This window comes from Paenibacillus sp. TAF43_2, from assembly GCF_052113545.1.
GTDB lineage: Bacteria > Bacillota > Bacilli > Paenibacillales > Paenibacillaceae > Pristimantibacillus.
The window spans coordinates 11,184-30,658 of record NZ_JBFRDK010000016.1 but is presented as its reverse complement, the minus strand read 5'-3'; the positions used below and the strand labels follow the sequence as shown (position 1 = coordinate 30,658).

The following is a 19,475-nucleotide window of genomic DNA, read 5'->3' as shown; positions in this document are numbered from 1 at the left end:
TCCCCTCGCGCGCCATTTGTTTTGTATAGAGAGAAGGAGAGATTAGAATGCAGATAAAACCGGCTTGGTGGAAGGAATCCGTTGTTTATCAGGTTTATTGGCGCAGCTTTAAAGATACAAACGGTGATGGTATTGGTGATCTTCGAGGTGTTATTGAAAAGCTGGATTATATTCAATCGTTAGGTGTGACAATGGTCTGGATTAATCCATTTAATGAATCCCCAGACAAGGACAATGGTTACGATGTGTCCGACTATTATACGGTAATGAAAAAGGCAGGAACGATGGAGGACTTTGATCAGCTCGTAGCGGAGACGCATGCAAGGGGCATGAAGCTGATGATGGACGTCGTCGTTAATCATACATCTAATCATCATCCTTGGTTCATTGAATCTCGCTCTTCAATCAACAATCCGAAGCGAGATTGGTATATTTGGCAGGATGGTAGAGAGGGCGAGCCGCCTACGAATTGGCGTTCTTATTTTAACCCTTCCAGCTGGGAACTCGATGAGACGACAGGGCAATATTATATGCATTCCTTTGCGATCGAGCAGCCGGATTTAAACTGGGCAAACAAAGAAATGAGAATGGAAATCTACAACATGCTGCGTTTCTGGCTGGATAAAGGAGTAGACGGGCTGCGGCTCGACGCTCTGGCATTGCTGGCTAAACCAAACAGCTTCAGCGATGTAGAAGATCCACATGACATCAGGTATTTAACACATAATCCGGGACTTCATGATTATTTGCAGGAAATGAACCGTGAGGTTTTCCGGCATTACGATATGATGACCGTTGGCGAAATTGCGTTCGCAACACCGGAGACAGGTCCTTTGTTCGTTGAAGAGGAGCGTATGGAGCTGAATACGCTGTTCCATTTTGAAGTTGCGGATGAAATGCCGGAATGGGATATGGTTCGTTACAAGCGCATCCAGAAGCAGTGGGCGGAGGCTTTGGCTGGCCGAGGGTTTGGCTCGCAGTTTCTAAATAACCATGATCATACGCGGCAAGTATCTCGTTATGGGAATGACAAGGAATTCCGCGAGGAATCAGCTAAGCTGCTTGCTACGATGGTCCATACGCTTCCAGGCATTCCATACATTTATCAAGGCGAAGAAATCGGTATGACAGGCGTAAGGTATGAAACGATCGGCGATTATAAAGATATTGCGATGATTAACAGATATGTGGAGGAAGTCGGCAAAGGCAAAGATCCTGCCGCAGTGTTTCGTTCATTGCAGGCGCTTAGCCGTGATAACTCAAGAACGCCAATGCAATGGAATACGGAGCTGAATGGAGGTTTTGGCAGCGCCGAGCCATGGATAAAGGTTAATCCAAATTATGAAGAGATTAATGTAGAGCAAGCGGAAAAAGATCCAAATTCGGTATTAGCTTTTTATCGGAAGCTCATTGCGCTTAGAAAGAGCAATCCAGTCATGGTTTATGGCGACTTTACAGATATAAGTGAAGATGATCCGAATCTATATGTTTATGTTCGAGAGCTGGAGGGAACCGAATGGGTTGTGCTTTTGAATCACGGAGAAGAAGCCCGAACCTTTACATTTTCGGATTCTTTTTTTGGAGAGGAAGCTTTGAAGCTGAAGCTGGTGCTTGGTACGTATGAGAATACATTAAGCACTTGGGATGACGAAGGGCGAAGCATTGAGCTGAGGCCATTTGAAGCGCGAATCTATGAAGTAATCACCTAACTCAGCGTGAGCGTGCGATTATAAAGAAATGGTGGAGCAGAAGAAACCCTGCCCCACCATTTTTTTTGTTATGCGCTTAAAGAACGCTTTCTTGCTTTAATGGCAGCTTGCGGCCTTTCCCGTAAGGGATGCAAAGGGGTGTGCCGAATATGGGATCTGCTGTGATTTGGCATTCCATATCAAACACGGTGCGTATTAGCTGTTCGTTCATAATGGCTTCCGGTTTGCCCTGCGCATGTATTTGGCCGTCTTTCACAGCTACAATATGGTCAGCATAACGGCAAGCTAGGTTAATGTCATGCAGCACCATCACAATCGTACGATTCTCCTGCTCGTTTAAATCAAAAAGCAAATCAAGAATTTCGATCTGATGGGCCATATCCAAATAGGTTGTCGGCTCATCTAGCAATATAGTCGGCGTGTTTTGGGCTAGCGTCATTGCAATCCAAGCACGTTGACGTTGACCGCCGGATAGCGAGTCCAGTGAGCGCGAGGACAGCTCGTCCATATGCGTCACTTCAAGCGCTTTTTTGACCATCTTCTCGTCTTCATGCGACCATTGCTGCAGCCAGCTTTGATAAGGATAACGGCCTTGCTTGACGAGCTGATGGACGGTTAAGCCTTCCGGTGCGATTGGACCTTGAGGCAAGATCGCTAGGCGCCTTGCGATTTCCTTGCTCGAGAGTTTGGCAATCTCATGGCCATCAATAAGAATAGAGCCTTCTTGCGGCTTTAAAAGGCGGGCAAGGGAACGGAGCAGCGTTGACTTGCCGCAGCCGTTGCTGCCAATGAATACTGTGATCTTGCCGGGAGGGATCAGCAAATCAAGATTATTGAAAATCGCTTTTTGTCCGTAGGATAACGTAAGATTTTTCGCTTGAATGGAGGACACGATAATCTCTCCCCTTTGCTTATTATTGTTTAATTAAAAACGCACAGTGCGTTATGATCGGTTGCGATGGCGATACAATAAATAGATAAAGAACGGTGCACCTATCGCTGCAGTAAAGACACCGGCTGGAATATCTAGCGGAAGGAATGCAGTTCTTGCGATAAGGTCAGAGAGCAGCAATACAAGCGACCCTATTAAAGCGGACACAGGTATTACACCTCCATAAGACGGGCCAACAAGCTTCCGAGCAATATGAGGCGCCATAAGCCCGATGAAATTAATGGCACCACCTATAGCAACCGCAACACCTGCGAGCGCAACGCTGATGATGAGCAGTATCGTTCTTTTGATTTGGACGGAGCTGCCTACGCTTATAGCAACCTCATCGCCAAGCTCCTGGACATTAAGATGCCGAGCGTAGATAAGCGCAATTGGAAACAAAACGACAAGCCAAGGAAGCAAAGTCCAAAAGTCTCTGTCCCATGAAACACCGTAGATGCTGCCAGTCATAAAAGTAAAGGCTTTGACGGCTACCGCAGTAGGCGTGAAGGATGACGTAAGGATAAGCATGTAGGTAACCGCAGTTAATGCGGTAGCCATTCCGATCCCAATTAGGACGAGCCTGAGCGGCGTGATTCCTTTTCGGTAAGCAAATAAATAAATAAGGAACGCAGCGGCAAAAGCTCCAATAACAGCACTGATCGGCATGAACCGGATGCTAATATGCGAAAAATATAAAATGAATATAACGGTTCCAAGAGAGGCTCCGCCCGTGATGCCGATAATGTCGGGAGATGTCAAAGGATTGCGCACAATACCTTGCAGCAGCGCCCCTGAAACAGCGAGTGCTGAGCCTACCATTACAGCAATCAACACGCGTGGCAGACGAAGTGAAAAAATAATCATCACATCTGACGAATCACCTTCTCCCACAAAAGTAAGTAAGACATCGATAGGATTAATGGTTTTGCTGCCAAGCCCAACACAAATGACGACTGCTGCTAAATTGGCAATTAGCAACATAACGATCACCATTAACGTTCGGCGGTCAAGTTGAAAGGAGTGCTTGCGGCCCCTGAGTGTGATCCATTTATTCATATTAGGATTGGCCTCCTCTTCTAGCGATAAACACGAAGAAAGGAACACCAATAATCGCTGTCATGATTCCCACGGGAACTTCCTTCGGAAATGAAATATATCTTGATCCGATATCAGCAGCAATCAACAATATGCCGCCAAACACCGCGCAGTATGGAATAACCCAACGATAGTCAATGCCAACTAAATAACGCATTAGATGAGGAATAATAATGCCAACGAAAGCTATAGGACCAGCCATAGAGACCGAGCCGCCTGCTAGAAGGACAATAATGATTCCAGCTGCTAATTTGATATAGACGGTTTTTTGACCTAATCCAACAGCAACATCTTCTCCAAGCGCCAGCACGTTCATATGTCTTGCAAGCACGATGGCCGCTATCAAGGCAATACCCATATATGGAGCAGCGGCTGTAAAGATGTTCATGTCGCGTCCTGAGACGGAGCCGACAAACCAATAAAGCACCTGATCAAACGTCTGACCGCTTGTAAGCAATACACCCAGCGTGAGTGAAGAGAAAAAAGCAGTCATAGCAGCGCCGGCAAGCGTAACCTTGAGCGGTGTCAGACCATCGTTGCCAATCGAGCCAAGCGAGTAAACGAGAGTCACTGTAAAGGCTGCTCCTACAAACGCCAGAGTTGCAAAAGTCGTCATGCCGCTAGCTCCGAAAAAGGCAGAGCCGATGACGATGAAGAAAGCGGCTCCTGAATTCACGCCGAATATGCTCGGAGAAGCAAGCTGATTGCGGGTAATTCCCTGCATGAGTGAGCCTGCTACAGCTAGACTCGCTCCGACTGCGGCTGCGATAAACGCGCGCGGCACTCTTGCCGTTTGAATGATGAGCTGCTCCTGAGAGCCATCAAATGCGGTAAATGAAGCTAAAATCGTGCGCCAGCTAATATTCGTTACTCCAAAAGCGATGCTGCAAACGATACCAGCAGCAAAGAGGAGCAAGCCGGCGATCAGCCCTATTATTTTCTGGGCTCGTGTATGTAATAATGTACTCATAATTTCCTCTTTCCTTGATGTCAATTGTGAAGGGTATTCATGATTTAGGACTACTAAAACATTTTAGGGGATCATGTACATAGTGTCAATGAAGTTGAAAATCATTATCAACGGTTATTGACTTTGTTTTATATGGCTGGTATAGTTTCGTTTGTAATAAAACTGAGAATGATTTTCAACATGAAGGGGAGAAAAAAATGTCTTATGTATTAACGAAGAAATTTACTTGGACAGCATCCGCCCTATTGCTTGCACTAGCCGTTATTGTTTCGGGATGCGGCCAATCCGGTTCAAAAAATAACGAAGGCAAATCATCGGCGACAGAAGGAACGAACGCGTCGAAGACAGAAAACACGAGAGTAATTACGCATGCAATGGGCGAGACAAAAATAGAAGGTAATCCAACTCGTATCGTCGTATTATCTAACGAAGGAACAGAAGCGTTGCTGGCACTTGGCATTAAACCGGTAGGCGCAGTGAAATCTTGGACAGGCGACCCATGGTATGACCACATAAAAGCGGATATGGAAGGTGTTACCGTTGTAGGTGAAGAGAGTCAGCCTAACATCGAGCTGATTGCAAGCCTAAAACCGGATCTTATTATTGGCAATAAACTGCGCCAAGAGAAAGTTTATGATCAACTTAAGGCTATTGCACCTACTGTGTTTTCTGAAACGCTTCGTGGTGCTTGGCAGTCTAATTTCATGCTATATGCTGATACGATCGGCAAAAAAGCTGATGGCGAAAAAATCATTGCCGAATATGACAACCGTGCAGCAGACTTTAAAAGTAAAGCTGGCGACAAGCTCAACCAGAAGGTGTCAGTCGTTCGGTTTATGGCAGGCAAAACGCGTATTTACTTAGAGGATACTTTTACAGGGATTGCATTCTCGAAGCTTGGAATTACACGTCCAGACAATCAAAAATATAAAGATACATTCGTTGAGGAAATTACGAAAGAACGTTTGCCGGAAGTAGATGCTGACATGTTGTTCTACTTCACTTATGAAACGGGTGATGGCAAAGGAACGAAGATGGAAGAAGAGATGTTGAAGGATCCATTGTGGCAAAGCCTTCAAGTTGTAAAAAATAATAAAGCGATTAGAGTGAGCGATGCGATCTGGAATACAGCCGGCGGCGTCATTGCAGCTAATCTAATGCTTGATGAACTTTATAAGATTTATGAAATTAACTAAATAGTCGAATTTTAAAGCAGCCGGTTCTTATACCGGCTGTTTTTTTCTTATAATAACGGGTAAGTTAATTAGGATATGACCGTTCGAATCGATACACTGGATTGTTGCATGGGTGCATAAAAGTGCGCAGCCGGTAAACACTGTTTCTCTAGACCCACTCGGGTGCGTTCCGTTATGATACCGATAGGTTATTTGGATGGTTTTAAAATACATACTTTTATTGCTTGGGGGTATTTAAGCTGAATCAGTATGATGAGATTAAACAGGGCGAGAAGGGTGCTTGGGTCAGTATAGGCGCTTATTTGGGATTATCCGCCATCAAGCTCGTAGCAGGCTACTGGTTCGTATCTGGAGCACTCGTTGCAGACGGCTATAATAACCTTACGGATATTGTTGCGTCAGTAGCCGTACTGATTGGATTACGAATTTCACAGAAGCCGCCGGATAAGGATCATCCATACGGACATTTTCGAGCGGAGACCATTGCAGCACTTATCGCTTCGTTCATTATGGCGACGGTGGGCATCCAAGTATTAATCAGTGCGGTAAAATCCTTGTTTGCTGCTAATCATCATATACCTAATCTAATGACAGCATGGATTGCGCTCTTTGCAGCGGCATGTATGGGCGGGGTTTATATTTATAATCGAAGGCTGGCCCTCCGAATTAACAATCAGGCTTTATTAGCGGCGGCTAAGGATAACTTGTCAGATGCTCTTGTGAGCATAGGTGCAGCTATCGGTATTATAGGATCACAATTTGGCTTGCCATGGCTTGATCCTGTAGCGGCAATAGCTGTAGGTATTATCATATGTAAAACGGCTTGGGAAATCTTTTATAGCTCTACGCATACGCTTACGGACGGCTTTGATGAGAATGAGCTGTCCTCTCTACGTTCAACAATTGCCAAAACGAAAGGTGTTAAATCGATTAAGGATATTAAAGCTAGAGTACATGGCAGTCATGTACTTGTCGATGTAATCGTTCAGGTTGATCCCGAGCTTACATTGATCGAAAGCCATCAAATAAGTGACGAAATCGAGCGTCGAATGAGCAGGAAGCATAACATAATGAGCATACATGTTCACGTTGAGCCCGATGAGCTAATCGAGAATACAGGGTCAAACAAGCCGGAAAATCATTAAATCCAATCGGTAATTGTTGCCAAATGAGTTCAAAACCAAAATTTATGGTTCAAATGGCATGAAAGGCTGATTCTGCCAAAAGACCTACTCTTTACATGAAAATCATACAATTTAGTTGCAGTGATGGAGTGAATTTCAAGCCTAACTAGGTACTAAGGCATCCTTTTAATTAGGATGTCTTTTTTTTGTGTACATACGACGATTTTATGGTTCTTAAAACCTATTACAAAGAGGGGTTAAATAGGCTTTTTGGTCGATACTTGTCTAATCTAATCGAATTTACAATGAAGCAGAACCGTGAAACTTAAACTGTTTACACACCAAGGAGGCGTAAGGATTGCAACACAGCATGAAAAAAAGGATGGCAACAGCAACGTTAACGGCAGCTTTATTGTTTAGTTCACTTTCAGTTCCAGCAGCGCTGGCAGCTCAGACAACACAAGCAGCAGAGGTACAATCGAGCGTAAATATGCGCACATCACCTTCCACATCAGCATCCATTATTCGCAGTTTAAAGAAAGGCGAACAAATTACTGTGATGGAGAAAGTTAATTCATATTGGTATAAAGTAGCAGATTCTTCAGGTAAGCAAGGTTACATATCAACCTCATCGCAGTATATTGAGCTTCAAACCTCGGTTCCTGCACAAGACGGCAATGCAGTCGCTCTATCGTCTGTTTCTTTCCGAAAGGCGGCATCGACATCGGGTGAACGCATTCGTTATTTGAAGAAAGGCGAGCAGGTAACTATCGTAGAAAAGACAAACAGCTATTGGTATGAAGTGAAGGATGGCAACGGTGTTCGCGGCTATGTAAGCACAGATTCTTCCTACTTGAAAGTAACTGGGACTATTCCTGGTGGGAATACTGGGGGGAACACGGGCGGCAACGGGGGCGGAACAGTTACGAATCCTGATGTATCAAAAGATAAGCAGGTTGAGAAAATCATAGCTGCAGGGATGAAGTATTTAGGCACCCCTTATGAATACAGCTCTGATCGCAACACGACGACAACTTTTGATTGCTCCGATTTTGTGAGACAAGCCTTTCTTGATGGCGTCTCTCTGAAGCTCCCTGCTGACTCTCGTCAGCAAGGTCAGTACGTAAAGGATAAAGGTTCTATTACGACCAACTGGAAGCAGTTGAAACGCGGTGATATCGTATTCTTTATGTCCTATAAAGGAACGAAGGCATCAGCCTATAATGGCATTGATAAATCTAAAGCTACGATTACTCATGACGGTATTTATTTGGGAGACGGCAAAGTATTGCATACGTATTCGAAAGAGGGGGGCGGCGTTACCGTCAGCAGTATTGAAGGTACCCATTGGGAGTATCGTATTCTGTTTGGTGGAAGCGCGTTGTAACCTCAAAAAAGCCAGTTAGGATTTAATCCTAACTGGCTTTTTTACATCTGTATGAAATTGCTTATGAATCTATTTGAATTTTCGCATTATCGTTATGTTTAATTTGTTCGTTCTGGACTGCTTCAGCTTCTTTGTCCTTGAGCGCTTTCTTCTTGTTACGTCTCTTGCGAAGTAAAAGATAAACAATGAGAATAGGCACGGCTCCTAAAAAAATATACAAGGAAACATCCTTAACCATGCTTTCCGCAGCGCGTCCGTAGAAATAAAATAATGATCCAACAATATAGAACTTTAAGCCCCGGCCAATTGCTGCGTAACCGATTAATCTCCAAAGAGGGAAATTTAAGCAACCAGACAATATTGTAAATACTTTGAATGGAATAGGTGTGAAAGAGCCGATAAGAATGGCTGCTTCGCCATTTTTCTGAAACTTATCCGTAGCGGCATCGATCCATTCTTTTTTTAGAAATTTATATAGAACGGATTTGCCCATAATCTTTCCCAAATAATACCCGACAGGTGTACCTAGGAGGCAGGCGATATAGCCCACAGTGGCCAGCCATAATGCTGTAGATGGATTGAGTATGCTTAATGAGACTTGAAGAAAAAAAGCAGGAATGGGAAATATAACTGCGTCTAGAAACGAATGAATAAACAATCCGAGTGGACCGAAATCCTTTAAAAAATCGACTACGGCTTGAAACATTACCAGGCTCCCTTTCCATCAACTAACCTGCACATAAAGCCTGCTTTTACGAAATATACCGTGTGTAAATTCCACTTATGCTAACATATGCTGCAGCTTGTTGAAAAAGCGCTTTAGCGCTTGATATTTTAATTATAGCATAATTTTTTCGCTTAAGAAGATGATACTTGTCATGTGTTTCATCTCCGCTTCTCTAGTTCCTCTAGACCAAGTGCTTAAGAACGAATACGTGATAACCTGCTTACAGGTTTCAACGTCTTTTTCAGAATATTCCCCCAAGCATTTACAATTCTTATGATTATTGATGATTTAGAGACATTTACGTTGTTAGAAATAAAAAAAAGCCCGTTACGGGAGCCGTAAACGAGCGAAGATTACTACAAAAAATAGAGCTGCAGCTACTCCCGAATTTGACGGCGAGAGACACCGCTTTGCTGTGCAGCCTGTATGACGCGTCGCCGTACTTCCTCAACGACTCTCGTGTTGAATACGCTAGGAACGATATACATAGGGCTCAGTTCTTCATCGCTTATAACGGAGGCAATGGCTTCCGCTGCCGCAAGCTTCATTTCTTCATTAATCGTAGCAGCGCGGCTATCGAGCGCTCCACGGAAAATTCCCGGAAAGCAGAGGACATTGTTAATCTGATTAGGATAATCCGATCTCCCCGTAGCAAAAACAGCGACGATATCCTCAGCTAGTTCAGGGCGTATTTCGGGCTCTGGATTCGCCATTGCGAAAACGATTGGATCTTTTGCCATCGTCGTAATATGCTCTCGCGTCAATATGCCGCCGGCCGAAACGCCTATAAAAACATCAGCGCCGTTTAGCGCTTCAGCTAAACCGCCTGTGATTCGCTCTTGATTCGTATGATTAGCATACCACTGCCACATCGGGTTGTCATAAACACAGTCAGCGGACAATATCCCAGCCCGATCCACACCGATAATATGTTTTGCTCCTCCGGCGATCAGCATTTTTGTACAAGCGGTTCCTGCTGCCCCGATTCCGCAAATAACGATGCGAGCCTCTTGGAGGCTGCGATTTGTCAGCTTCAGCGCATTTAGCAGCCCTGCGTATAATACGACCGCAGTACCATGCTGATCATCATGAAAGACTGGGATATCAAGCTCCTGCTTTAACCTTTGTTCAATTTCAAAGCAGCGAGGGGAGGAAATATCCTCCAAGTTGATGCCGCCAAAGGCAGGCGCAATGTTTTTGATCGTTGCAATGATGGTTTCGGTATCCTGCGTATCGAGGCAGATCGGGAACGCATCGACATCGGCAAATTGCTTGAACAGCATCGCTTTGCCTTCCATGACTGGCATAGCTGCATACGGACCGATATTGCCGAGACCAAGCACCGCGCTCCCGTCGGAAACGACGGCAACCATATTTCTTTTTATGGTAAGCGTATAAGCTTTGGATGGTTCTTCAGCGATCGCTTGGCATACTCTAGCCACATCCGGCGTATAGACACGGGACAAGTCATCGCGGTTTTGGATCGGCGTTTTCGGCTGAATTGAAATTTTCCCTCCAAGATGAAGCAAGAAGGTACGGTCGGATATATGAACGAGCCGAATGCCTTCTAAAGATTTCAGCGCTGTCGTAAGCCGTTCTGCTGCGCCGTGCTCCGATATTTTCACAGTTAAATCGCGCAAGCTTTTGTTTTTGTCCGTATGTATGACATCTATGGCGATAATATCGCCTTTGGCTTGTTCGATTGCTGTAGCTGCTCGGCCAAACTGCGCAAGATTCGTATCAATTTCCAACCTCAAAATAATCGTTTTTCCGTCTGTCATCTTCGAACTCATAATAAACAGCTCCCTTCATCAGTTATACTATTTGGATAAGGGCATACAATTTATGCTTCATTCTTATTTTAAAAAGAAAACCGTCACTGCATCAGTCGCAGGACGGCGTTCGGACAACTCGTGGGGTCGTATTGTTGATTGCGTTTGGTAAGCAGGCTGTCTCTAAACTGGCCTGAAGCGTAGGGCTCATGGATAAGCTTGAACCACTTATCGACAGTATCGTTCGAATCGAGCATTTCACCAAATCCGTTATTGATGAAATATTCGCAGTTCTCTTCTTCTTGTCCAGGAATCGGCTCATAAAACAGCATTGGAATTCCTTTGCTCATTCCTTCTGTGCAGGTCATGCCGCCAGGCTTCGTAATTAGAAGATCGGAGACATCCATCAGCTTGTTCACCTCGCGAGTGAAGCCAAGTATACGAATGTTCGGATGCTGAAAAAGGGGATCGGCAAGCATTTTTTCCTTCATCTTCTCGTTTGAGCCAACGCAGTAAATGAGCTGTGTGCTTTCGCGCCATTTGGTCATATATTCAAGGGCATTGTCCTCGTATAAAATTCCCCAACCGCCGCCCATTATGAGTACGGTCGGCATGTTTTTTAAATCAAATTGCTCTCTAATCTCTTCTTTCTCGTATGTATGCCAGAAGTTGGGGTGAACAGGGATTCCTGTTACTTCAATTCGGTCTGTTGTAACCCCTTTTTCCATGAGCCGCTCTTTCACAAGCTCGCTTGAAACGAGGTATTTATTGACTTCTTGGTTTACCCATGACCCATGTGCATCATAGTCTGTAATAAGCGTATATAACCGTATGTCTAGTCCTAGACGTTTGAGCCGAGCAACGACAGCATTCGGTACAGGATGGGTGCATACGATTAGTTCTGGCTTCAGCTGGGATATAACCTGTGACGTTTGGGTATAAAACACACGATGAAGCGCAAGCTGTGTAAAGCGGTTAAGCGACTTCTTATAGTTGCTGCGGTACATAAGACCGACCATCTTTGGTTGTTTGCTTACCGTTTTGCGATATGCAGATATAATCCACGGACCAAGCACCGGATTAAGGAAATTTCCTAACTCGATGACGCGGGTCTGAATCCCCGGACTTAATTGCTTGAGTCCGACAGCGAGCGCATAGGCAGCTTGGGTATGACCAGAGCCAAAGCCTTCAGAGAGCAGAAGCACTCTTTTCTTACGCATTCATTCCACCTACTTTTCTAATTCCATATTACGATGCAAGTGCGACTARCACAAGTTTTATCCGCTAGGGTTGCGAATAATGTGGTGGATAAATTATCCTAGAATGAAGATGTACACATTATTATTATATGTAAATAAGTAGACAACTATATTTACATATATTTTACAAGCAAATATAACATAATAAAGTGAGGATGGTTCAATATGGAACGTAATAACCAGGTTGACGATAGTTTGAAAATAGGGGATAACGTTAGAGCTGAAATCCGGTCCGGTCATTATCTAGGCGAGCTTGTTGAAATTAACGGGCCTCGTGCTCTCGTCAAGGTATTAGCTGTGTTAAAGCATCCTGAGCAAGGTGACCTGCATAATCCTTATAATCCAGACGTGCCGATGTTTCATGAGCGTCGTGCACTAAGCTTTACAGAAAAAACAAATGTTTTGCTGCGTGACGTAAAGCGGCATACAGGCCTTATTCCAGAGTATAACGATTCTTTAAGAGCTGCCGCAGAAGCCGAAATTGCTTCACTGGATCGACTGCAGCGCTGGGCGGCTAAAGGCTTGGAGCAAATGCAGCAGCTCTTAAAGGAATATAAATAGCCTTATATTATTTATTAATGAAGACGGTTTTTAGAGTATCGCGATAAATCACTTGGAATTGCAATCCTTCTGATAAAGCGGCAAGCGGAACATATAACGTGCTTGCTTTGCCAACGGTATGGATGAAAGCAGGCGGTGCATTTAGTGCTTTAACTGTACCGTTTTCACGGAAAGAGGATTGTCCTACCGTTATATCCACCGCTCTATCGGCAACTTTTATAGTTGCCGTCTGCGCAGCGGCGTTCCATTTGGTGGCAGCGCCAAATGCGTCTGCAATGCTCCGTAGAGGTACGAAGGTGCGATTTTGAACAACCATTGGTTTATTTGCGCTAATCATTTCTTTTCCATTAACGACAATAGCAAGAGCAGCCTCGCTATCCTTTGCTCTTGGCTTAACGATACGATAATCTCCCCAAATGGCCTTCGAAAAGGATTTCCCCATTGCAGCATAACCCGCCCTGCTAGGATGTATGTCCCCTTTTGCAATTGAAGTAAAGCTTAGCTCATTATCTATGAAGGAAGATGAGACATTTGCGATTTTAACATTAAATCCTACTTTCACAAGCCGTTCGATTATCTGATTTAAACGTTCCCGGAGCTGCTTGATGCTATCCTTCAGAAACAACCGGTCAGCCTCAGGGTAAAGAGGAAAGATGAGCGATCCAACCTTTAATGGAGGAGGTATTGGCAGATATTGATCTGCGATAATGATTTGGGCATTTGGCTGCTGAGAAAGCAGCAATCTTAGAGCTGGCTCAAGCTCCGTCTCGTAAGTGTCCAAAGCCTTGTCCAGCACAGCTATCGTCTCGGCATGATCGGCACCCTTATTTAGCTTGTCGAGAACAGCATACAAGTCGTTGCCGCCTATTGTCATTACGATTAGATCAGCTTCACTTAAGGCAGAGCGGAGCAGCGATGTTTCAGCAAATATTCGCTCTGCGCGTGGATCGGGCAGTCCGCTCTGAATATCAGAGCTTTTTACGCTGGCACCGCTCACAACAGCTTGAATCCATCGCTTTAATCCTGATGTTCGGAGCCCTAGCACCCCATAATTGATGTACTCTGCACGAAGTCCATGGAATAGAGCTTGTTCGTATACATGCTCTACGAAGCCATATGGAATGGATTGTTCGGTAAAGCCATATTCGTAGCCGGCAGTTAATGAATCACCAACCGCGACGATGCGGTAAGTGTGATCATCTTTCTTTTTGTCAACTACAGAGGCAGCATGAGCAGTAGGAGCGTTATTCCCGGCAGTGCTTATACTTAGTGGAGAGAAAATACCGGTTGTAAGCACGATAGTTATCAATACTGACGATGCAGCGCGAAACGCTGCTTTCCTAAACTTGCTATACAATAAGTACACACTCCTCTGTTAAAATAAAAGGAAATAAAAACTGCAGGGTATGCTATGATGATACTCCGCAGAGAATCGAAGCTAACGGGTAACTAAACAGTGTTCGATAATTGAATTAGTAGTAAAATAGTGCAAACTATTATGAAAATATTAAATTGATTCCGCTTGGGCCTAATGATAAAATAACAGGATAATCGCTATGACGCGGTAAAGGCCGGGTGTGGTCAATTAAACGTTAACGCTCTATAAGAGACGTTTCTGTTTAGCTTAGGAATGTCAAGGAGCAGGCCGGTGTGCCTCGCTGACTACCATTCTATGATAAAACAAGCCAAAAATGAAGCGTAATGCGTATTCATCGGTGCTTAATTTCAACACGTTCACGCTTGCCCAAAAATCTTCTCATAGAAAGGTTGCTCACAATGAAAGAACATATTTTGGGATTGCCGCCGAAGCAGGGGCTCTATGATCCGCAGTTTGAGAAAGACGCATGCGGCATGGGCTTTGTGGCCAACATCAAGGGAATCAAGTCACACAAGGTCATTCGCCAAGCGCTGATGCTGCTCGAGAATATGGAGCATCGCGGCGGTCAAGGCAGCGAACCGAATACGGGAGATGGAGCAGGTATTTTACTTCAAATTCCTCATACATTTTTTGCGGCTGAACTAAAGAAGCAAGAAATTGTACTTCCCGCCGAAGGACACTATGCCGTAGGTATGATTTTTATGCCGCAGGATGAAGAAGCTCGCCGTGCAATTGAGCGTGAAGTGGAAACGATCGTTCAAGAGGAGAACCAATCGGTTATCGGTTGGCGTACGGTTCCAACGGATGATAAGAAACTGGGTGAATCCGCATTAGCTGTTAAGCCTTATGTTCGTCAATTGTTTATCGGCATGAACGACAGCCTGAAGGACAATATGGCATTTGAACGCAAATTATATGTTATTCGTAAGCGCGCTGAGCTTGCGATTCGTTATGCCGGCAAAGAAGGCGGCAATATGTTTTACTTCTCTAGCCTATCCTCCAGAAAAATCGTATATAAAGGAATGCTTACGACAGAGCAGGTGCGTTCGTTCTATACCGAGCTGAACGATGAATCCGTTGTTTCGGCAATGGCGCTTGTACATTCTCGTTTTAGTACGAATACATTCCCAAGCTGGGAACGCGCTCATCCTTTCCATTATATGATTCATAACGGAGAAATTAATACCCTTCGCGGCAATGTGAACTGGATGCATGCCCGTCAAACCTTGTTTGCCTCTGAATTGTTCGGTGATGATATCGAGAAAATCAAACCTGTTATTAACCCGGATGGATCGGATACAGCAATGTTCGACAACACGCTGGAGTTCTTATTCTTGTCCGGCCGTTCAATGGCACATGCCGCAATGATGATGGTGCCAGAGCCTTGGTCCAATCATGAGAGCATGAGCGACGAGCGCAAAGCATTTTATGAATACCACAGCACATTGATGGAGCCATGGGATGGCCCAGCTGCGCTTGGTTTTACTGACGGCGTAAAAATCGGTGCAGTGCTTGACCGCAATGGTCTTCGTCCAGCTCGTTATTACGTAACGAAGGACGATCATATTATTCTCGGCTCCGRGGCTGGAACCGTTGAGATTCCGCCAGAGGATATTTTGTACAAAGACCGCTTGCGTCCAGGACGCATGCTGCTTGTAGATACAGAGCAAGGCCGCATCATTTCTGATGAAGAAGTGAAAGCGGAAATCGAGACCGAGCATCCATATCGCGAATGGCTGAATGAGCATCTTGTTGATTTGGAAGATTTGCCGGAAGCTCCTGAGCTGCCTGAACCAAACCATGCTACTGTTCAAATGAGACAGCAAGCGTTCGGATATACTTTTGAGGACATTCGCAAAGTGCTTGAGCCGATGGCTGGCAGCGGCATGGAGCCTATCGCTTCAATGGGTTATGATGCACCGCTGGCGGTGTTGTCAGAGCGTCCGCAGCGTTTGTACAATTACTTCAAGCAGTTGTTTGCACAAGTTACGAATCCGCCTATTGATGCGATTCGTGAGGAGATTATTACTGCGACAGGTACAACGATTGGTCCAGAACGCAATCTGCTTAATCCAGAGCCAGAGAGCTGCCGACACATCAAATTGGATACGCCTATTTTGTCTAATGAGCAATTCGCCAAGCTGCGCCATGTGCGCCGTCCTGGCTTCCGTTCCATTACACTCCCGATCTTCTTCCCTGCAAATGAGGGTGAGACGGGCTTGCGCGCTGCGCTTACACAAATGTGTGAAGCGGCTGATCGTGTTATTGCGAAGGGACATAATCTGCTTATTCTATCCGATCGTGGTGTCGACAAGGAAAATGCTGCAATTCCAGCTTTGCTGGCAGTAGCGGCACTGCATCATCATCTTATTCGCCAAGGTACACGGACAAAGGTTGCTATTTTGCTGGAATCCGGCGAACCTCGTGAAGTGCATCACTATGCATTGCTGCTTGGTTACGGCGTAAGCGCAGTTAACCCTTATCTTGCATTTGAATCGCTTGACGACATGATTAAGCAAGGTTTGCTTCGCGGCGTATCGCATGATAAAGCAGTGAAAAATTATATTAAAGCAGCCACTAAAGGCGTTATTAAAATATTGTCCAAAATGGGAATCTCGACTATTCAATCTTACCGTGGCGCTCAAATTTTTGAAGCGCTCGGCTTGAAAGAAGATGTGATCAACGAGTACTTCACATGGACACCGTCCCGCATCGGCGGCATCGGTCTAGATGTTATTGCCGAAGAGACGTTGAAGCACCATAACCGCGCTTTCGCTGAGCAAGAAGGCGGAGAGAAAGAGCTTGACTCCGGCGGCGATTACCAGTGGCGTAAAGATGGCGAAGACCATTTGTTCACGCCGCAAACGATTCATACGCTGCAAATGGCTTCTCGTGCGAATGACTACAAGCTATACAAAAAGTTCTCTGCGCTTGTACAGGGAGAGGACAAAAAACATCTTACGCTTCGTTCTTTGCTCAAGTTTAAGGAAGGCCGTCAAGCCGTTCCGCTTGAGGAAGTTGAATCGCTTGAATCCATCGTAAAACGCTTCAAAACAGGTGCGATGTCATTTGGTTCAATCAGTAAAGAAGCCCATGAGAGTCTGGCTATTGCGATGAACCGCCTAGGCGGCAAATCCAATACGGGCGAAGGCGGAGAAGATCCAGCACGCTTTATACCAGATGCGAATGGCGACTCTAGACGCAGCGCAATTAAACAAGTAGCATCGGGACGTTTTGGCGTAACGAGCAACTACTTGGTTAATGCAGATGAGATTCAAATCAAAATGGCTCAAGGCGCTAAGCCTGGTGAGGGCGGTCAACTGCCTGGCCTTAAAGTATATCCTTGGGTAGCTGAGGTTCGTGGTTCCACGCCTGGCGTAGGACTGATTTCGCCGCCGCCGCATCACGATATTTATTCTATTGAGGATTTGGCAGAGCTTGTTCATGACTTGAAAAATGCTAATCCACGCGCAAGAATCAATGTAAAGCTGGTATCTGGTGTTGGCGTTGGTACGATTGCGACTGGCGTTGCTAAAGGCCGCGCAGATGTTATTATGGTCAGCGGTTATGATGGCGGAACTGGAGCTTCTCCAATGGGCTCGATTCGTCACGCAGGTTTGCCGTGGGAGCTTGGTCTTGCAGAAACACATCAAACGCTAATGCTTAACAAATTGCGTGACCGTGTCGTTCTTGAGACAGATGGCAAAATGATGAATGGCCGTGACGTTGCGATTGCTGTACTGCTTGGAGCAGAAGAATATGGCTTCTCGACGGCTCCGCTTATCGTGCTAGGCTGCATCATGATGCGTGTGTGCCAATTGGATACTTGTCCAGTAGGCGTTGCAACTCAAAATCCTGAGCTTCGCAAAAAATTTATGGGCGATCCTAGCCATGTTGTTAACTACCTGCGCTTCATTGCTGAAGAGCTGCGTGAGATTATGGCAGAGCTCGGTTTCCGTACCATTCAAGAAATGGTTGGACGCGTCGATATTTTGGAAACGAAGCAGCTGCTTGAGCATTACAAAGCAAAAGGTATTGATCTCTCTGGCTTGCTGTACGAAGCTGATCTACCACAGGATGCAGTTCGCTACAATGTTCAAGAGCAAAACCATGGTCTTGAATTGTCGCTTGATATGCAGCAGCTCGTTCCACTTGCAAAGGCTGCGATTGAGAATGGCGAGCGCGTGCGCGGCACATTCCCTATTTTGAACACGAACCGTGTTGTTGGTACGATTCTTGGCAGCGAAGTTACCCGTAAATACGGTGCTGCAGGTTTGCCAGAAGATACGATTTCTTACCATTTTGTCGGAACGGCTGGCCAAAGCTTTGGTGCATTCGTGCCAAAAGGAATCACGTTGTCAATCGAAGGCGATTCGAATGACTATGTAGGAAAAGGGCTATCCGGCGGTAAAATCATTGTAGCACCGTCACCAAAGGCAACTTTTGTGGCTGAGGACAATGTTATCATCGGTAACACAGCGTTGTATGGTGCTACTAGCGGTCAAGCTTATATCCGCGGTGCAGCTGGCGAACGCTTCGCTGTTCGGAACAGCGGCGCAAATGTAGTTGTAGAAGGTGTCGGCGATCATGGCTGTGAGTATATGACAGGCGGACGCGTCGTTATTCTTGGCCTCACAGGTCGTAACTTTGCGGCAGGTATGTCGGGCGGAGTCGCTTATATCTACGATGAGAAAGGCGATTTCTACAATCATTGCAATCTGGAGATGGTATTGCTGGAGCGCCTAGAAGACTCTGTAGATGTTGCTGAACTTCGTGGTTTGATTGAATCACATGTTAAGTATACAGAGAGTGCGATTGGTACCCGTCTATTGAATGATTGGGAAGCATCGCTTTCGAAATTCGTTAAAGTTATTCCTAAGGACTACAAGCGTATGCTTGAACAGATCCGCAAGGTTGAAGATACAGGCTTAGTGGGCGAAGCAGCACTTCTTGCAGCGTTCGAAGCGAACAAGAAAGAGCTTGCACGCGCAGGCGGCAAGTAATTCAGACTTATTTTATAAATCGTATTTACGAGTCAAGGGACTGTCCCTGAAGTAGCTTCAATACTTCAGACGACAGTCCCTTTTGTTTTTCGACAAAATGCCACCAAATTAGAAGAAAGCCGCGCCCATTAACCGACATATTCCATCCGCGGACTCGGGTATAATGATGTTAATATATCTATCATTATTAGTAATTTATATGTAGTTGGTCAGAGGTTAAGAGATAAAGTAGAGATGGATAGCGGAGAGGCGGCTTAGGACGCAGCCGTCACTGTACTTGAAATAGATTTCTTGCTAGAGGAATAGGCATTAATAGAAATGGAGTCCAGTATTTGAGCTGTAACAAGGATTGTTATTGCT

Annotated in this window: 13 protein-coding genes; 6 read left to right on the top strand and 7 right to left on the bottom strand. The window is 45.2% G+C overall.

The window, feature by feature from the left end:
• Positions 1-53: 53 nt before the first annotated feature.
• Positions 54-1,709, top strand: coding sequence for a glycoside hydrolase family 13 protein (locus AB4Z17_RS05715; RefSeq protein ID WP_441958697.1), 1,656 nt, complete (start codon positions 54-56; stop codon positions 1,707-1,709).
• A gap of 76 nt (positions 1,710-1,785) precedes the next feature.
• Here the strand turns inward: AB4Z17_RS05715 and AB4Z17_RS05710 are convergent, their stop codons facing one another.
• Genes AB4Z17_RS05710 through AB4Z17_RS05700 form a run of 3 tightly spaced genes read right to left on the bottom strand, consistent with a single transcriptional unit; the run spans position 1,786 to position 4,708 of the window.
• Positions 1,786-2,601 (bottom strand): ABC transporter ATP-binding protein, encoded by an 816-nt coding sequence (locus AB4Z17_RS05710; RefSeq protein ID WP_441908438.1) that lies wholly within the window; start codon positions 2,599-2,601, stop codon positions 1,786-1,788.
• Between the two features lie 51 nt (positions 2,602-2,652).
• On the bottom strand, positions 2,653-3,699 hold the full coding sequence (locus AB4Z17_RS05705; protein ID WP_441908437.1) for a FecCD family ABC transporter permease: 1,047 nt from the start codon (positions 3,697-3,699) through the stop codon (positions 2,653-2,655).
• Position 3,700: 1 nt separating this feature from the next.
• Positions 3,701-4,708 (bottom strand): FecCD family ABC transporter permease, encoded by a 1,008-nt coding sequence (locus AB4Z17_RS05700; protein WP_441908436.1) that lies wholly within the window; start codon positions 4,706-4,708, stop codon positions 3,701-3,703.
• A 197-nt stretch (positions 4,709-4,905) separates the two neighbouring features.
• Between AB4Z17_RS05700 and AB4Z17_RS05695 the strand changes: the two genes are divergently transcribed.
• From AB4Z17_RS05695 to AB4Z17_RS05685, 3 genes are all read left to right on the top strand, one after another.
• The gene (locus tag AB4Z17_RS05695) at positions 4,906-5,904 is read left to right on the top strand and encodes an ABC transporter substrate-binding protein (RefSeq protein WP_441958666.1); all 999 of its coding nucleotides are present in this window, start codon (positions 4,906-4,908) and stop codon (positions 5,902-5,904) included.
• 239 nt (positions 5,905-6,143) lie between these two features.
• Complete coding sequence (locus AB4Z17_RS05690; RefSeq protein WP_441958695.1) at positions 6,144-7,049, top strand: cation diffusion facilitator family transporter; 906 nt, start codon at positions 6,144-6,146, stop codon at positions 7,047-7,049.
• 349 nt (positions 7,050-7,398) lie between these two features.
• Positions 7,399-8,415, top strand: coding sequence for a C40 family peptidase (locus AB4Z17_RS05685; RefSeq protein WP_441958664.1), 1,017 nt, complete (start codon positions 7,399-7,401; stop codon positions 8,413-8,415).
• 61 nt (positions 8,416-8,476) lie between these two features.
• On the opposite strand, the gene AB4Z17_RS05680 is transcribed toward AB4Z17_RS05685, so the two are convergent.
• From AB4Z17_RS05680 to AB4Z17_RS05670, 3 genes are all read right to left on the bottom strand, one after another.
• A complete protein-coding gene (locus tag AB4Z17_RS05680) occupies positions 8,477-9,121 on the bottom strand; it encodes a YqaA family protein (protein ID WP_441908433.1) in 645 nt (214 codons plus the stop codon).
• Positions 9,122-9,519: 398 nt separating this feature from the next.
• Entirely contained in the window at positions 9,520-10,935 is a 1,416-nt protein-coding gene (locus AB4Z17_RS05675; protein ID WP_441908432.1) for an NAD-dependent malic enzyme, read from the bottom strand.
• Positions 10,936-11,018: 83 nt separating this feature from the next.
• On the bottom strand, positions 11,019-12,134 hold the full coding sequence (locus tag AB4Z17_RS05670; protein WP_076268925.1) for an MGDG synthase family glycosyltransferase: 1,116 nt from the start codon (positions 12,132-12,134) through the stop codon (positions 11,019-11,021).
• A gap of 204 nt (positions 12,135-12,338) precedes the next feature.
• Here AB4Z17_RS05670 and kapB point away from each other — a divergent pair, with 204 nt between their 5' ends.
• Positions 12,339-12,734, top strand: coding sequence for a sporulation phosphorelay system protein KapB (gene kapB, locus AB4Z17_RS05665; protein WP_441908431.1), 396 nt, complete (start codon positions 12,339-12,341; stop codon positions 12,732-12,734).
• A 7-nt stretch (positions 12,735-12,741) separates the two neighbouring features.
• On the opposite strand, the gene AB4Z17_RS05660 is transcribed toward kapB, so the two are convergent.
• A complete protein-coding gene (locus AB4Z17_RS05660) occupies positions 12,742-14,091 on the bottom strand; it encodes a stalk domain-containing protein (RefSeq protein ID WP_441958662.1) in 1,350 nt (449 codons plus the stop codon).
• A 419-nt stretch (positions 14,092-14,510) separates the two neighbouring features.
• Here AB4Z17_RS05660 and gltB point away from each other — a divergent pair, with 419 nt between their 5' ends.
• Complete coding sequence (gene gltB, locus AB4Z17_RS05655) at positions 14,511-19,115, top strand: glutamate synthase large subunit (protein ID WP_441958660.1); 4,605 nt, start codon at positions 14,511-14,513, stop codon at positions 19,113-19,115.
• The last annotated feature ends 360 nt before the right edge of the window (positions 19,116-19,475 follow it).

What these genes read in the sequence shown, in the direction of transcription:
- kapB (WP_441908431.1), top strand. Translation starts at nt 12,339, where the DNA reads ATGGAACGTAATAACCAGGTTGACGATAGTTTGAAAATAGGGGATAAC.
- AB4Z17_RS05695 (WP_441958666.1), top strand. Translation starts at nt 4,906, where the DNA reads ATGTCTTATGTATTAACGAAGAAATTTACTTGGACAGCATCCGCCCTA.
- AB4Z17_RS05685 (WP_441958664.1), top strand. Translation starts at nt 7,399, where the DNA reads ATGAAAAAAAGGATGGCAACAGCAACGTTAACGGCAGCTTTATTGTTT.
- AB4Z17_RS05700 (WP_441908436.1), bottom strand. Translation starts at nt 4,708, where the DNA reads ATGAGTACATTATTACATACACGAGCCCAGAAAATAATAGGGCTGATC.
- AB4Z17_RS05705 (WP_441908437.1), bottom strand. Translation starts at nt 3,699, where the DNA reads ATGAATAAATGGATCACACTCAGGGGCCGCAAGCACTCCTTTCAACTT.
- AB4Z17_RS05680 (WP_441908433.1), bottom strand. Translation starts at nt 9,121, where the DNA reads ATGTTTCAAGCCGTAGTCGATTTTTTAAAGGATTTCGGTCCACTCGGA.
- AB4Z17_RS05670 (WP_076268925.1), bottom strand. Translation starts at nt 12,134, where the DNA reads ATGCGTAAGAAAAGAGTGCTTCTGCTCTCTGAAGGCTTTGGCTCTGGT.
- AB4Z17_RS05675 (WP_441908432.1), bottom strand. Translation starts at nt 10,935, where the DNA reads ATGAGTTCGAAGATGACAGACGGAAAAACGATTATTTTGAGGTTGGAA.